General features: G+C 58.2%; 15 protein-coding genes. 13 read left to right on the top strand and 2 right to left on the bottom strand.

Annotated features, from left to right (window positions below):
• Window positions 1–84 precede the first annotated feature (84 nt).
• Entirely contained in the window at window positions 85–1,077 is a 993-nt protein-coding gene (locus DXH78_RS15780) for an ABC transporter substrate-binding protein (RefSeq protein WP_168192864.1), read from the bottom strand.
• Window positions 1,078–1,197: 120 nt separating this feature from the next.
• Between DXH78_RS15780 and DXH78_RS15775 the strand changes: the two genes are divergently transcribed.
• The 13 genes from DXH78_RS15775 to DXH78_RS15715 all read left to right on the top strand — a co-directional run bounded on the left by DXH78_RS15775 (window position 1,198) and on the right by DXH78_RS15715 (window position 14,259).
• Window positions 1,198–2,241: an aromatic ring-hydroxylating dioxygenase subunit alpha gene (locus tag DXH78_RS15775; protein WP_115518181.1), complete on the top strand. Its 1,044-nt coding sequence runs from the start codon at window positions 1,198–1,200 to the stop codon at window positions 2,239–2,241.
• A complete protein-coding gene (locus tag DXH78_RS15770) occupies window positions 2,238–2,996 on the top strand; it encodes an SDR family NAD(P)-dependent oxidoreductase (protein ID WP_115518180.1) in 759 nt (252 codons plus the stop codon). Before DXH78_RS15775 ends, DXH78_RS15770 begins: the two co-directional genes overlap by 4 nt.
• Window positions 2,997–3,024: 28 nt before the next feature.
• Window positions 3,025–3,837, top strand: a complete 813-nt coding sequence (locus tag DXH78_RS15765) for an SDR family NAD(P)-dependent oxidoreductase (protein ID WP_115518179.1) — start codon at window positions 3,025–3,027, stop codon at window positions 3,835–3,837.
• 43 nt (window positions 3,838–3,880) lie between these two features.
• Window positions 3,881–5,113: an NAD(P)/FAD-dependent oxidoreductase gene (locus DXH78_RS15760; protein ID WP_115518178.1), complete on the top strand. Its 1,233-nt coding sequence runs from the start codon at window positions 3,881–3,883 to the stop codon at window positions 5,111–5,113.
• A 352-nt stretch (window positions 5,114–5,465) separates the two neighbouring features.
• Window positions 5,466–6,143 (top strand): isochorismatase family protein, encoded by a 678-nt coding sequence (locus tag DXH78_RS15755; protein WP_115518177.1) that lies wholly within the window; start codon window positions 5,466–5,468, stop codon window positions 6,141–6,143.
• 67 nt (window positions 6,144–6,210) lie between these two features.
• Entirely contained in the window at window positions 6,211–7,014 is an 804-nt protein-coding gene (locus DXH78_RS15750; RefSeq protein ID WP_168192862.1) for a polysaccharide deacetylase family protein, read from the top strand.
• Window positions 7,015–7,018: 4 nt separating this feature from the next.
• The gene (locus tag DXH78_RS15745) at window positions 7,019–7,885 is read left to right on the top strand and encodes an ABC transporter permease (RefSeq protein WP_168192861.1); all 867 of its coding nucleotides are present in this window, start codon (window positions 7,019–7,021) and stop codon (window positions 7,883–7,885) included.
• A 1-nt stretch (window position 7,886) separates the two neighbouring features.
• Window positions 7,887–8,678, top strand: coding sequence for an ABC transporter ATP-binding protein (locus DXH78_RS15740; RefSeq protein WP_115518174.1), 792 nt, complete (start codon window positions 7,887–7,889; stop codon window positions 8,676–8,678).
• A 268-nt stretch (window positions 8,679–8,946) separates the two neighbouring features.
• Window positions 8,947–9,822, top strand: a complete 876-nt coding sequence (locus tag DXH78_RS15735; protein ID WP_115518173.1) for an FAD binding domain-containing protein — start codon at window positions 8,947–8,949, stop codon at window positions 9,820–9,822.
• The gene (locus DXH78_RS15730) at window positions 9,822–10,307 is read left to right on the top strand and encodes a (2Fe-2S)-binding protein (RefSeq protein ID WP_115518172.1); all 486 of its coding nucleotides are present in this window, start codon (window positions 9,822–9,824) and stop codon (window positions 10,305–10,307) included. The genes DXH78_RS15735 and DXH78_RS15730 overlap by 1 nt, the downstream gene beginning before the upstream one ends.
• Complete coding sequence (locus DXH78_RS15725) at window positions 10,304–12,664, top strand: xanthine dehydrogenase family protein molybdopterin-binding subunit (RefSeq protein WP_115518171.1); 2,361 nt, start codon at window positions 10,304–10,306, stop codon at window positions 12,662–12,664. The genes DXH78_RS15730 and DXH78_RS15725 overlap by 4 nt, the downstream gene beginning before the upstream one ends.
• 26 nt (window positions 12,665–12,690) lie before the next feature.
• Window positions 12,691–13,677 (top strand): ABC transporter substrate-binding protein, encoded by a 987-nt coding sequence (locus DXH78_RS15720; protein WP_115518170.1) that lies wholly within the window; start codon window positions 12,691–12,693, stop codon window positions 13,675–13,677.
• Window positions 13,678–13,695: 18 nt separating this feature from the next.
• The gene (locus DXH78_RS15715) at window positions 13,696–14,259 is read left to right on the top strand and encodes an SRPBCC family protein (protein WP_115518169.1); all 564 of its coding nucleotides are present in this window, start codon (window positions 13,696–13,698) and stop codon (window positions 14,257–14,259) included.
• 12 nt (window positions 14,260–14,271) lie between these two features.
• Here DXH78_RS15715 and DXH78_RS15710 read toward each other — a convergent pair whose 3' ends face one another.
• The gene (locus tag DXH78_RS15710) at window positions 14,272–15,261 is read right to left on the bottom strand and encodes a LysR family transcriptional regulator (RefSeq protein ID WP_147292660.1); all 990 of its coding nucleotides are present in this window, start codon (window positions 15,259–15,261) and stop codon (window positions 14,272–14,274) included.
• Between the last annotated feature and the right edge of the window lie 55 nt (window positions 15,262–15,316).

Here is a 15,316-nt window from a genome sequence, read left to right as displayed (position 1 = left end):
TTGCCTGCGCCAAGGACGCAGCGAAGCCCTAGGGGATTGCGAGGGAGCAAAAACGTTTTGCTCCCTCGTAACCGAGTGGCTTGGTTATTTGCCCCAACCGGCTTTAACATAGCTATCGTCGACAAACTTCGTAATCGCCGGCGCCGGTGACGGCAAGTCGCCGAACTCGATCAAGGTGTCGGCCATCTTCTTCCAGCTGGCATCGTTGATCAGGCCGTCCTTGCTGTAGGCGGCGATGCCGATGAAGTAGTCGTAGGTGTCGTTGGCATCCTGCTGGGTCACCTTACCGTGCTTCATCAGGATCTTGACCGCTTCGTCCTTGTTTTTCTTGTCGTACAGCCAAGTCAGCGCGCGGCTGTAGGTCTTCATATAGTTGCGAAGAGCCTCGCCGTTCTTCTTGGCCCAGTCCAGATTCGCTCCATAGACGATGAAGGGAATGTCTTTGACGTGATCGCTGATTGTGGCGACCTTGTTGAATCCGGCAGCGGCGGCCTTGAAGTTCGTCGGCGGGTACAGGATTGCCGCATCGACGCCGCCAGACATCAACGCAGCAAAGCGCGCCGTGGTGGACTTGGCATAGATGTAATCGACGTCAGTCGGCTTCATGCCCACGGCGGCCATGGCGGCTGTTACGTAGGTGAGGGTGATATCCTTGTTGCCGCCGATTGAGACAAGTTTGCCCTTCAGTTCCGGCAGCGATTTGATGGTGGGCTTTGCGTATACGTCGTAGGGAGGCATGTTGACGCCGTTCAGCACGATTTTGATCGCCGCACCCTGCTCAGTCGCGCGCACGTAGTCGGGAAAGCCGCTTGCTGAAAGATTGAGTGCACCCGCTGCCAGTTGCTGCGCGGCGCCGCCGCCGACTGCCAGCATCTCGATGTCGATGTTGTTTTCCTTGAACCAGCCTTTTTCGATCGCAACGTACTCAGGCCACTGCAATGCGCCGTCCGAGACGTAGCCGAAGACGACCTTTGTCTGTGCATTCGCATGCTGAGTGCCAAGAACGATGACGCTCGCGGCAAATATGAAGACCGCGGCGGTAGCGCTTTTCATCAAGCGAGATGCGTAAGACGTCATTTGACCACCTATCGTGTTTAGTTGTTTGTCCATAACTATTGCCTAATTGAGTTATCCGGCGTGCCGTGTACCTTAACGCTGGTGTAAATAAATTCTCAAGCGAATTGGGAGTCGAACTGAATGTATCTGCAGAACGCCTGGTACGTCGCCGCGTGGGATCACGAGATTGGCGATGGACCACTGGCGCGCACGTTGCTTAATCAGAAGATCGTCTTCTTTCGTGCTGCTGATAAGTCGGTTGCTGCTCTTGAAGATCGCTGCTGCCATCGCGCTGCTCCGTTGTCGGTAGGGCGCGTAGTCGATGGTTTGATCGAGTGCGGTTATCATGGAATGGTCTTCAACGCGGCGGGCAAATGCGTTTGCGTGCCGAGCCAAGAGACGGTTCCCGCAACGGCCTTCGTTCGCAGCTATCCGGTCGCCGTTAAACACCGGTGGGTGTGGATATGGATGGGCGAGCCGGAATTGGCCGATGAGGCGCTGATCCCCGATTTGTACTGGCATGACCACCCGAAGTGGAAGATGCTCGGTGATTACTTCCATGTTAAGTGCCATTATCAGGAATTGATCGACGTCCAGCTGGACAACACCCACTCCAAGTATGTTCACCCAGGCTCGCTGGGAAACGACGGCGCTGTCGCGACGCCCCCGCGGGTGAAGCTCGTTGGCGACAAGATTCATGGGTCGCGGCATATGGCCGCGAGCGATCCGCCGCCGATCTGGCGCAAGGCGGCGGATTACAAGCTTGAGAGGGCTGACTATTGGCTCACCTGGATCTATCACGCGCCGACAGTGATCACATTTGACGTTGGAATTGCTGAGCCGGGAACGGGAGCGTTCGAAGGCAACCGAAGCAAGGGCATCACGGTATACACCGATCACGGCATTACGCCGGAGACCGACGACACCACCCACCATTTTTGGACGTGCTCGCGGGATTTCCGCCTTGAAGATGAAGGTCTCACGAAGACGCTGAGCGGTATTCGGAACACCTTTCTCGAGGACGTCGCGATATGCGAAGCGCAACACGCCACGATCGCCGCGTTCCCGGGCGCGAAGATGGTGGACATCAGTTCTGATGCACCGACAATTCAGGCGCGGAGACTGCTCAGGCGGATGCGCGAGCGAGAGATGGCTGCTGCGTCCGAAAGCAGAGCGTCGCAATGAAGCGACTCGAAGGTAAGGTGGCGTTCGTAACGGGGGCCGGTGGTGCCATCGGTTCGGCCATAAGCCGCCGTTATGCTGAAGAGGGGGCGTCGGTCGTCTGCACCGATATTGCGAACGATAGCGCCGCCAGAACCGTTAAGGATATCATTGCGGCCGGTGGGCGCGCGGTTTCGACGTACTGCGATTCATCGAATGCAGGCGACGTCAAATACGCGATCGATTACGGCTTCAAGGCGTTCGGTCGTCTCGATATTCTTGTCACCACGGCTGCCAGCAACGATCCTGTGGCGACGGTTGTGGACCTCGATGAGGCCGACTGGAACAAAGCGCTTGCCGTCAATCTGACCAGTGTTTTTCTGATTACAAAGTACGGGATTCCGAAGCTTGTCGAAAGTGGCGGCGGAAGTGTCGTCATCCTGGCGTCGCAGCTGGGACAGGTCGTCGTTCCGCGTCGTCCGGCCTATGTGACGACCAAGGCAGCGCTGATCCAGTTCGCGCGCTCCCTGGCGTTGGACCACGCAAAAGACCGAATTCGGGTTAATTCGCTCTCTCCTGGTGCCATTGAGACTGTTCGTGTTGAAACGCGCTTCGCTGATATGGACGCCGCACGCAAGGCCTTGATCCCGCTGCATCCAATCGGTCGTCTTGGGCAGCCGGGAGACATCGCAAACGGCGCATTGTATTTGGCGAGCGACGAAGCGTCTTTTATGACGGGCGCTGATCTGGTCATCGATGGTGGGTATACCTGCATCTGACCGCGCTGGATTTCCGAGGACGGTTTGAATGGGCGAAAGTACTGACCGAGTGGTTATCGTTACGGGCGCCGCTCAGGGCATTGGGCGGGCGATTGCGCTTCATATGGCAACGATAGGCAATCGGGTCGCATGCGTCGATTTGCCGGCCTGCCGCGATGAGATGAACGAAACCCTGGCCTCCGCGAAGGAGCGAGGGATCCCGGGCGACCAGTTGTTCGGCATTTTTGGCGACGTCACACAGGACGGCGAGTGCGTCTCGTTCGTCGAGGCGACATTGCAGCGCTTCGGCGCCATCCATGGACTGGTCAACAACGCCGCGATCGGGATGCAGTTCATCGGGCATGTGCTCGGGGGACAGCGCAAGCGCTTTTTCGAGGTTCCGATCGAGCGGTGGAGAGAGGTCATCAACGTCAACGTGAACGGCTCGTTCAACATGGCGCGGGCGGTTACGCCGCATCTTGTCGAGCGGCACTTCGGCAGGATCGTCAACATCACGACCAGCTACCCAACGATGCTGATGGCGGGATTTTCGCCTTACGGTCCTTCGAAGGCGGCGCTCGAGGCCGCGACTGTCATCTGGGCCAAGGATCTCGACGGCACGGGCGTGACCGTCAATGCGTTGCTTCCCGGCGGTGCCGCCGACACCAAGCAAATTCCGGCGAGCGACGGCGTCGACCGCGAAAAGCTGTTGCGGCCCGAAATTATGGGGCCGCCGTGTGCGTGGCTGATCAATCAGGCGGGTGCGGATATAAGTGGACAACGTTTTATCGCGAATGTGTGGGACGTCGCTCTCAATCCTGATGAGGCGGCCAGGAAGGCGGGCTCGTCCGCCGCGTGGTGAAACTGCTGCCACATTTCCAGTAATGCGCGACGCGAGGCGGTGAATGTCGAAACCTGGCACCGTGATCGTTGGCGCCGGTCAGGGCGGATACCAGCTCGCGGCTTCACTTCGGGAATTCGGCTATGCCGAGCCGATAGTCCTGATCGGTGAGGAGACCGAGCAGCCCTATCAACGCCCGCCCTTGTCCAAGGCCTTTCTGCTCGGAGAGATGGCCGCGGAGCGGCTGGCATTCCGGTCGCCTGACTTCTATGAAAAGCAGAATATCGAGTTGATCACCGGCGCGCGGGCGATGACGATCGACCCGATCGCGAGGCGGGTCGAGCTGCAGACTGGCGCGGCTCTCGGTTACGATCATCTTGTGCTGGCGACGGGTGCTAGAAACCGGGCGCTGCCTGTGCCGGGAGCGGACTCGGACGGTGTGATGTATTTGCGCACGCTCGCGGACTCGCATGCCATTCGCGAGCGTTTCGAGCGGGCGCAAGATATCGTCGTTATCGGCGCAGGCTTCATCGGCCTTGAGCTGGCGGCCGTTGCGTCGAAGGTTCGAAAAACAGTGACAGTCGTGGAAGCTCTGCCTCGCGTGATGAGCCGCGCTGTGACGCCGATCGTCTCGGATTTCTATGCCGGTGAGCACCGCAGGTGGGGCGTTGACCTGATATGCGACGCCGGCGTCGGGGCACTGGATGCAAGCGACGGCAAGGTCAGCAAGGTTGTACTGTCCGACGGACGGCGCATTCCTGCCGATCTCGTTCTGGTTGGTATTGGCGTTGCTCCGGCGATCGAGCTTGCGATGCAGGCCGGTGTGGCGGTCGACAACGGCATCGTCGTAGACGCAAACCTCTCGACTGCCGACCCGCGTATTTCTGCGATCGGCGACTGCGCTTCCTTTCCGCTCGGTCAGCGGTATATGCGTTTGGAGTCAGTTCAAAATGCGGTCGATCAGGCCCGCTGCGTCGCTCGACGTATCGTGGGACGTTCAGAGCCATACTCGCCTGTGCCGTGGTTCTGGAGTGACCAGCGAGATTTGAAGTTGCAGATGGTTGGGCTAACCGCAGGGGCGGAACGGTGCGTGGTGCGTGGCTCGATCGAGAAGCGGGCCTTCTCGGTATTCTGCTTCACAGGCGAAACACTGATCGGCGTCGAGTCTGTGAACAGCGGTGGTGACCACATCTTCGGCCGCCGGTTGCTGAATGCAGGGGAAAGCATATCCCCGGACGAAGCGGGCGACAGCAGCTTCGACTTCAGGGAAAGGATTGCACGCATCGGTAAACAATAACGTTGCTATCGATCATTAAGGTTGCGGGGCTGTGACGACGCCATTCGCCCGGCGTCTGGTGGCGCGCGGCATACGGCCGGGAGCCCAGAACCGCGACGTCATTCTTCGCTGCAAGTAATCAATTGCCTTAATTTATCAATTTGTGCCTTGGTGTTCCGGTTAGTTATCTAGGATGGCCGGGCTGTTCAGGCACTCTGCGGTAACTACCGGTCCCAGAAAGGGCCGTCGGCAACTGGAATCTGGTGCGGTGTCCATGGCGCGGGGCGGCAAGCCTCGATCTGCGGTCGTCGTGGTCTAGCGCCGGAATCCGGGAGCAACCGTCACAGAGGCGTTCGTCTTGAGGTCTGTCGAAATGGACGATTTTGAGGATCACTGCTGGCAGGACGTTTATTCAGCAGACGTTTTGGAACTCTACAGACCATACCGTCGACCGCTGTACGTGGGGCCCAGGCCCGCGGTTCTCCTGATCGACTTGTACCAACTCGCGTATGCCGGTGGCCCAAAGCCGATCAGCGACGTCAGCAAGATGTTTCCTTCGTCCTGCGGTATCGCGGCCTGGAATGCTCTGCCGCCGACACAGAAGCTCCTCGCCGCCGCGCGGCGCGCCCAACTGCCGATCTTTTACACTACCGGCTGCGTTCCAAAATCGAAGGGAGCGATGGCGGCGACTCAGCGCGGCGGCAGGCGACCTGACGAGTCGGATTTCGTGATCCAGCCGGACGTCGCGCCCGAGGAGGGGGACGTCATCATTACCAAGGAGCGGGCCAGCGCGTTCTTCGGCACGCTTCTTGCGACAAACCTTACGCGCTTGGGCATCCAGAGCCTGATTGTCGCAGGCGAGACCACATCGGGTTGCGTGAGAGCCAGTGTCGTTGATGCATATTCGTCCGGTTTTCACGTCACCGTCGTCGAGGAATGTTGCTTCGACCGCAGCGAGTTGTCACATAAGGTGAATCTATTCGACATGCATCACAAATACGCGGATGTCTTGAAGATCGAGGCAGTTCTCGCGCATCTCGCTAAGGCGTGAGGCGTCGATGTCTTCCGTCTATGGTCCTTTTCGATACTCGCCCGTAACGGCCCGGGAACCGTATCGCATGAAGAACGGCGCGAAAGTCGCCGTGTGCGTCTTCCCGAATATTGAGTTCTTTCCGCTCAACATGGTGATTCCAAGAGCCGGCGCGAGCGGGAAGATCCCCGATGTTCCCGGTTGGGGCATGCGGGATTACGGCAATCGAATCGGCGTATTTCGTCTCATTGAGCTCCTGAACCGCTATGGCATTCGCGGTACCGTGGCGCTCAATAGTGACATATGCACGCACCACCCGCAGATTGTCGAGGCATGCCTCGCCCACAAGTGGGAACTCATGGGGCACAACGAGACGAACGTAACCCGCCTCAATGAAGTGCCCGAGAGCGAAGAAGACGGAATAATCGTTCGAACTGTCGAAGCGATTGAGAGGGCGACGGGAGAACGGCCCAAGGGGTGGCTTGGTGCAGGTCTGCAAGAGACCTGGCGGACGTTGCCGCTTCTGCATAAGGCGGGAATTGAGTACGTCGCGGACTGGTGCAATGACGACCAGCCATACAACATGAGTATCGGCGACGGCGAAAAACTCGCCTGTATTCCCTACTCGTTCGAGCTCAACGATAAAATGGCGTACGAGGCTTATACTTGCACTCCCGATGAGTTTGCCGGGATGCTACGGCGCCAGTTCGATGTTTTGTACCGGGAAGGCGAGACGCAGGCGCGCGTTCTCCCCATTGCGCTACATCCATACTTGTCCGGTGCGGCCCATCGTATCGATGCGCTCGACCGCGCCCTTGAATACATGTGCGGGCACGAAAAAGTGTGGCTCGCGACAGGTTCTGAAATCGCTACTTTCGCCAGGGATCTCTGAGCCAATGTCGGTAAAGCAAGCTGGTTTCGCGTTAGGGCAGGATAAGCTCACGGAGGCCCAAGGACAGCCGGTGCAGGTTGTTGAAGTGGAGCCGCAACCCTCTGCACTCAAGAAAATCGTGTCTTTCTTGAATAGGCGTATGTGGGGCTGGGTCTCAGTCATCACAGGGCTCCTTTTGTGGGAGCTTGCCGGACGGTTCATTGTGGAATCGAAATTGTTCCTGGCGCCGCCGTCGCAGATCGCAGCGGCGGTCGGCAGGCTCTACGAAGCCGGCGAACTACAAAAACACATTTGGGTCAGCGGTACCGAATTCGTCCTCGGGTATGTTAGCGCGAGCATCATTGGCGTTGCCCTTGGCCTTTTGATCGCGAGTTTTCGCACGGCCAAGCAAGCGCTGCAGCCCTGGGTGTCCGGACTATACGCAACGCCCACCGTTGCCTTGGCCCCCCTATTCATTCTGTGGTTTGGCATCGGCATTACCTCGAAGACAATCGTTGTCGCCCTGCTGGTCGTTTTTCCGGTGATCATAAACACCGAGGCGGGCTTGCGTATGACAGACCGGCAGCTCGTCGAGATGGTCAGAAGCTTCGGTGCATCATCTCGACAGATCTTTCTCAAAGTGTCGTTGCCCTCGGCGCTGCCGTTCATTTTCGCCGGTTTGAAACTGGGTATTGGTCGCGGCCTGATTGGTGTAGTCGTCGCGGAAATGTTCGGCGCCCGAGCCGGTCTTGGCCAGTTGATCAGCCAGTCCGCAGAGACGTTCAATATGCCGGAGCTGTTCGCGGGCGTTCTGATATTGGCCGCGGCAGGCATCCTCCTCACCAGCGGCTTTCAGTGGCTTGAGACGCGTCTGATCTCATGGAAAGATTAAGATGGGCGATGCAGTGACGACGAAACTTTCGGTATCGGGACTGACGAAGAAATTTGCCACGCTCGATGTGCTTAGCTCGGTCAGCGTAGACGTCGGTCGCGGTGAGTTTATATCGATTGTCGGGCCCTCCGGCTGCGGAAAGACGACGTTCCTACGGATCGTCGGCGGGCTTGAACACGCGACATCGGGCACTGCCGCCCTTGATGGCAAGACGATCACGGGTCCTGGCATGGACCGCGGATTTGTCTTTCAGCAGGATAATCTGCTGCCGTGGCGTACGATCGAATCGAATGTAAACATCGGGCTTGAGATCAATAACAGGCTTGATCGGGCGCAGAAGGAGCGGACTGCGAAGCTGCTGAACCTAGTCGGGCTCAGGGGCTTTGCCGACTACTATCCGCGTCAATTGTCCGGCGGTATGCGTCAGCGCGTCAACTTGGCGCGCGCACTGGCCGTCGATCCGGAACTCTTGCTGATGGATGAGCCATTTTCGGCGCTAGATGCCCAAACGCGTGAGATCATGCAGACCGAGCTTCTTCGGATCTGGGAGGCGGGGGCCAAGACCGTCTTGTTTGTGACCCATCAGATCGACGAAGCTGTCTATCTCTCGGACCGAGTTTTCGTTTTCGCCCGGCGGCCCGGTCGCATTAACGAGATTGTGGAGATCGACCTGCCGCGCCCGCGTCCGCTCAGCATCAAACGCACTCCCCAGTTCGCGAAATATGTCGATCACATCTGGAAGCTTATTGAAGAGGATGTTCGAGTCTCGGTGCTTGAAGAACATGTTGGCTGAAGCTGAGCCGATTTATCGTTAATATGGAATAATATAGCGTAATTATTTATTTGTAGTAATGCCGTGATCGGCGAAAATCGGCCTGCGGCGAAGGCCGCAGCGGACTGCGAGCGTGGGGCGGAAGAGTGATAGAGGCTGATGCACCCGAAACTGGCTCGCTGTTGCGGTCGGCACTGCTGGGCTCCACAAGCGACCTCGGTAGCGTGGGTGAATCGCATGATCCACTCGCCATTTCCCAGTAGGTCTGACCGTCTCCGAGACCCCGCGCATGAAACCCCCTCCATTTGAATACTTCTGTCCTGCCACGCTTGATGAGGCGATAGGGCTCCTCAGTGAAAGGGAGAACGCAAAAGTTCTAGCGGGGGGGCAATCGCTCATGGCGATGCTCAATCTGCGCTATGTCTTTCCCGACGTGCTGGTGGATATCAACAATCTCCATGATCTTGCGAGTATCGATGTAACCGCCGAGCGCATCCGCATTGGCGCGATGACGCGGCAGCGGAAGATTGAAGTCGATGCGGCTCTCTTCGCTCGCGCTCCTATTTTCCGTTCTGCCTTGAAACTGGTCGGTCACCGCCAGACTCGAAACCGGGGAACGATCGGAGGAAGTCTCTGTCATCTCGACCCCGCTTCGGAACTGCCGCTACTCGCCTTGCTCCTCGACGCTGTGGTCGAAGCTGCAGGACCTTCTGGCAGGCGGCGCATTCCGGCCCGGGACTTTATCGCCGGATTCATGATGCCGGGAATAGCGGCCGATGAGATCGTTACGGCCATCGAATTTTCGCCTTGGGCAGATACCCACACATTTGGCTTCAACGAGTTTGCACGGCGGCACGGCGATTTTGCCATTGCATCATCCGCCGTGCATATCGAACGTGATAGTTCCCTGGTGATCCAGCGCGCCGCAATTGCGATCGGCGGGATTGGTTCGGTCCCGCAGCGGCATTTCGCCGGAGAGAAACTGCTCGTAGGGACGAGCGGCGATGCCGGCGCCATTGCCGCGGTGGTCGAGGCCTGCGACCAATTGGAAGTGATTGGCGATTTTCACGGAGGCCCGGAGTATCGTTTGAGCGTTGCCCGAACGATGCTCAGGCGAAGCTTGCACTCGGCCCTGCCGGGACCTAACAGACCGGTGGCAGCGTGATGCACGAGATCGAAATGCTGATCAATGGCCGCAGTTATAGCGGCCTTGCCGAAGCCCGGATGACCTTGGCTGATTTCTTGCGACACAGCCTCGGCCTGACAGGGACGCATTTGGGTTGTGAACACGGTGTGTGCGGAGCCTGCACCGTTCTGGTGGACGGCGCGAGCGTGCGAAGCTGCCTGATGCTGGCGGTGCAGGCGAAGGGCGCTATTGTGGAGACCGTCGAAGGACTCGCGGCCACCGACGGAAAGTTGAGTCCGCTCCAGCAGGCCTTCCAGGATACGCACGGCCTGCAATGTGGCTATTGCACCCCCGGCATGCTCATGACCATCGTCGAGTTGCTCCGGGAGAACGCGCAACCGTCGGAAGCGCAGATACGCGACGCCATCTCGGGAAACATTTGCCGTTGCACGGGCTATCAGAGCATCGTCGAGGCGGTTCTGCTGGCGACCGGGGGTAAGAGCGCCGGAAGGATGAGCGAATGACCGGCCATGACAGCCAGAAGCCGGCGGTTCCCGCGGCCTTGTCGGTCGGCCGCGCCGTTCCGCGGTTGGAAGATCCGAAGCTGCTCCGCGGGCAGGGGCAGTACCTGGACGACATTGCGCTACCGGGTCTTCTGGAATGTGCGTTTCTTCGAAGCTCGGCCGCCCACGCGAAAATTGATGATCTCGACGTTGAAGAAGCGCGGGCCATGCCCGGCGTGCACGCCGTCTTGATTCTCGCCGATTTGATGCCGAAGTTGACGTCAGGTCGGATGCCGCTCGGCGCGAGCCCGACCGGGGGACAAAGCAACAGCACGCCCTTTGTGCTCTCGAACAGCGAAGTCGCGTATGTCGGCGAGCCCATTGCGATGGTGGTCGCCGATACGCGATATCTTGCCGAAGATGCAGCCGCGCGTGTCAAGGTGGCTTACACGCCGCTGCCGGTGGTTACCGACGCCAGGGCGGGAATGTCCGCCGATGCTCCGACCGTCCGCACCGAGCTCGAGAGCAACGTTCTCAATTCCTTCAACGTCGGCTTTGGCGACGTCGAGAGCGCTTTCGCCAACGCTGCTCATGTTTTCTCCGACGATCTTTGGCAGCATCGCGGTTGCGGACATTCGATGGAGGGGCGCGGCGTCGTCGCCGAGGTGCGGCCCGGCGATGAGCTTTGCGTATGGTCGTCAACCCAAATGCCGCATGACCTCTATTACATGCTGCAGTCCATGCTGGGCCTGGACCAGGACAGGCTGCGCGTGATTACGCCGGACGTCGGCGGTGGTTTTGGTCCCAAATATTGCCTTTATCCGGAAGAAGTCGCCGTTCCGGCAGCCGCGCGTCTGCTCGGCAGGAACCTGAAATGGGTCGAAGACCGCCGCGAAACCTTTATTTCGTCGATCCAGGAGCGCGACCAGTACTGGACGGTTGAAGTCGCGGTAGACGCCAATGCGCGTCTGCTCGGAATTCGAGGAAGGTTGGTGCATGACCAGGGCGCATATGCGCCGAAGCCCGTCAACCTCCCATATAACTCCGCCACGGCGATGAGCGGCCCTTACATGCTGCCTTCATACAGCATGGACGTGGTCATCGTACACACGAACAAGGTGCCGGTTTCGTCGGTGCGCGGCGCGGGATATCCGCAGGCGGCGTTCGCGATGGAACGGACGATGGATCTGATCGCCTTCAAACTCGGGCTGGATCGCGCCGAAGTGCGACGACGCAATCTTATTCCGCCAGAGAAAATGCCGTACACGAAGAAGCTGAAGGCCCGGTCCGGCGCAGCGATGGTGTATGACAGCGGCGACTATCTCGCCTCGCAGGCAGAAGCCTTGGAGGCTGCGGGGTGGAAGGATTTTCCGGATCGCCAGGCGCGAGCACTGGCTGAAGGCCGCTACATCGGTATCGGAATAGCCAATGCCGTCAAAGGTACCGGCCGTGGACCGTTCGAAAGCGGGATTGTCCGGGTCGGCCAAGACGGCAAAGTCAGCGTCTATACCGGTGCCACTGCGATGGGGCAGGGCATTGAGACGGCCCTGGCTCAGATCTGCGCGGACGGCTTGTCGCTTCCCGTTGACGATGTTCGGGTGATCGCGGGAGATACGGCCCGAACTCCGCTTGGGCTCGGTGGATTTGCCAGCCGTCAACTCGTGACTGCAGGCTCATCCGTGCACCTCGCGGCGAAATCGGTGGCGGCCAAAGCATTGGCAGCCGCAAGCGTGATCCTTGATGTTCCGCAGGCTGATTTGGAGCTGAAGGATGGTCACGTGCGGGTGCTCGCGAGCAATCGCGCTATCAGCCTTGCGGAAATAGCGCGCACGCTGCGAGGAGCACCGGGCTATGCCTTCCCTGCGGGCACTGAGCCCGGGCTCGAATCGGCCATGCATTGGCGCTCGGACTCCTTGGCCTACGCGAATGCGTGCCACGTTGCGGAAGTGGAGGTCACGCCCGAACTGGGACAGGTTGAGATCAAGCGCTACGTTGCACTGAACGACTCAGGGCGAATGATTAACCCGATGATCGTCAAAGGTCAGGTCGAGGGAGGCATCGTCCATGGCATCGGCAATGCTCTCTACGAACTCATGGGCTATGACGATTCGGCTCAGCCCGTAACGACCAGTTTCCAGGAGTATCTATTGGTGACCGCGACCGAGTTGCCGTTCCTGGAGACGATTCTGCGGGAGACTCCGTCTCCCATCAATCCCATTGGCGCGAAGGGGGTTGGTGAGGCAGGAACGATTCCGGCGGCGGCCGCAATCGTGTCCGCCGTGGAACATGCTCTGGCGCCATTCAAAGTGCGCATCTCACAAACGCCGATCACGCCGGAGGCCCTCTTCAGGCTAGTCGAATCTTCAAAGACAAATTGACGAACTGCTTCTTCAGAAAGACCACCATGACAAAGAAACTCGAACTCACCCTCGCTTGCGGCGATTACGAGATCGTTCGTCCTTTGAAGGAGGGGCTTGTTCGGCCCGATGGCATTGAACTGAACATTCTAACCGGTGCGGACTCAGCCACGCGTCACTGGCGTTTCTTGCGCAATGAGGAATACGACATCGCCGAGTGTTCCGCGTCTTCCTATATTGCTGCCCGCGCGCGCGACCTGCCTTTCCGCGCTCTTCCGGTATTTCTTCACCGCCGTTTCCGCCACGGCTTCATCTTCGTGAACACGTCGAAGAACATCACCAAGCCGAGCGATCTGATCGGCAAGAGAATAGGTGTGAAATTCTACCTGGTGTCCGCGATCCTCTGGCTGCGCGGCATTCTTGAGAATGAATACGGCGTTCCTCATAAATCGATCGAGTGGTTCGCCGAGCTCGATGAAGACGTCGCCTTTACACCCCCGCCCGGGCTTAAGCTGACGCGGCTTCCAGATGACAAATCAGTCGAAAAGATGCTGGCAGATGGCGAACTGGACGCCGTCCTGCATCCCGACATCATCGACCCGATCATCAATAAAGATCCGCGTGTTGGGCGCCTTTTCCCGGACTATAAATCGGAGGAAGAGCGTTACTATGCTAAAACTGGCATATTCCCGATCATGCATGTGCTGGGTATTAAGAAAGCACTCGTCGAACAACATCCCTGGATCGTGCCAAATCTCTACCAGGCCTTTGAAGAATCCAAGAATTTGGCGATGAAGCGGATGCGAAACCCGCGGCTCGTCCCTCTTGCGTGGTACCAGGAAGCTTGGGAGGAGCAAGAGAGGCTCTTGGGTCCGGATCCTTGGGAGTACGGTTTGGGGGAGAGGAACGCTCACAACTTCAATACGCTCGTCGGCTATTCGCACCAGCAAGGACTAATCGATCGGATGATTCCTCTCGATGAGCTTTTCCTTCCTGTGTCCCAGGGCCGCAAACGCGGAAAGTTCCGCACTTGATCTTTGAAGAGCAGGCACATGTTAATTAAGAACAGCTTTGAAATACCGCTTCCACCGCAGCAGGCCTGGGCCGTGTTGATGGACATCCCGCGAATCGCGCCCTGCATGCCGGGTGCTGAATTGACCGGGCAAACGCCCGACGGCGGTTATCTCGGCAAGGTTTCTGTAAAGCTCGGCCCGGTCGCGCTATCGTTTAATGGTGTGGCGCACTTTATCGAGCGCGATGAGACGGCGAAGGTTGCCAAGGTCAAGGCGCAGGGCTCCGATCAGAAAGGTAGAGGCGACGCCCACGCTGTGATCGAGTTTCGCCTGTCGGCCAGTGGACAAGGTTCTCACGTTGATATCTCGACCGACGTTACGCTCTCCGGTTTGGTTGCTCAATATGGTAGAGGAGCTGGCCTTATTCAGGCCGTCGCAACGCAACTCGTCGGTCAGTTCGCTGTAAATTTAAGTTCGATGATTACCCAGCCGTCTGCGCAAGCCGGCGCGGAGCGCGGTGTGGAGCCGGCAAAGCCGATCAGCGGATTTTCCCTCGTCCTATCGGCAATCTGGCAAAATATTCGCAGCCTGTGGTCGCGCTAGTCGAGCGGTGGCTCAGTAAATCTTGGATCCAAATAACCGCTTCGACGACTTTATGGTCGACAGCAGAATATCCAGGATACGCTGAGTGCTCGGAGAATGAGAGCGAAGTTGACGCGTAATAAGGCATATTTCGCGGAACACCTGCGGCTTGTGCAGCTCGCGGAATTTGAACTTCGATAGCTCCTCCGTATGAGCAGCCAGCGATGGAAGCACCGAAATCTTGCCCCCTAGTTGGAGCAGCGCGAGGAGAGACGTGGTGCTTGATGCATAGTCGCGCACCTCGATGCCTTCGAGTAGTTCCTTCTCGCGCGTGAGCAATGCGCCGATGCCGGTATCCGACGTCAACCCAACGTAGTCATACTGCCGCAGTTCCGACCATGCCACCTTGCCTGGCTTCCGCCCGACGGGGTGGTCAGGCGGAAATATCACTCCGAACGGATCCGACAACACTGGAACATAATCAAGATCCGCAAACCGATTCAGGGGAGTCGACAGGCCGAAATCCATATCCCCATTGAGGACTGCTCTTTCAATCTTGTCCGACCCGAGATCGTATACCGAGATACTGATCTCAGGATATTGCGCGCGGAACGATTTCAGCGTCGGCGCCAGCACGTGGGGCATCATCGATGGCGCGACTGCGATTTTGATGTGGCCGCGCTGGCTCTTCGAGACGGCCTGCAGATCAGCGATAGCGTTGTCGAAATCCAGCAGGACGCGTTCGGCAACTGCTTTGAACCAGATGGCGTCTTTGGTCAGCTCGACGCGGCGTGTAGTTCGATCAAAGAGCTTTAAGCCGGCCGTCTCTTCAAGCTGTTTGATTGTCGCGGTTAAGGAGGATTGCGTTTGGAACAGACGGTTGGCAGCAACCGTGAAGGAGCCGGTCTCAGCGACTGCCACAAAACTCCGCAAATGCCTTAGCTTTATGCTTGCTCCCATTACGCCAACCCGCTTAAGAACTGATCCAGTATAGATCTTTTGTATATCTGTGTTGATTGTCAATCAAGCAGTTTTAATAATTTGTCCCGCAGCTAGATATGTCCATATTCGGTCGCAA

Source organism: Undibacter mobilis, from assembly GCF_003367195.1.
GTDB lineage: Bacteria > Pseudomonadota > Alphaproteobacteria > Rhizobiales > Xanthobacteraceae > Pseudolabrys > Pseudolabrys mobilis.
The sequence above is the reverse complement of the archived record's forward strand: the minus strand, read 5'-3'. Positions and strand labels throughout refer to the sequence as shown.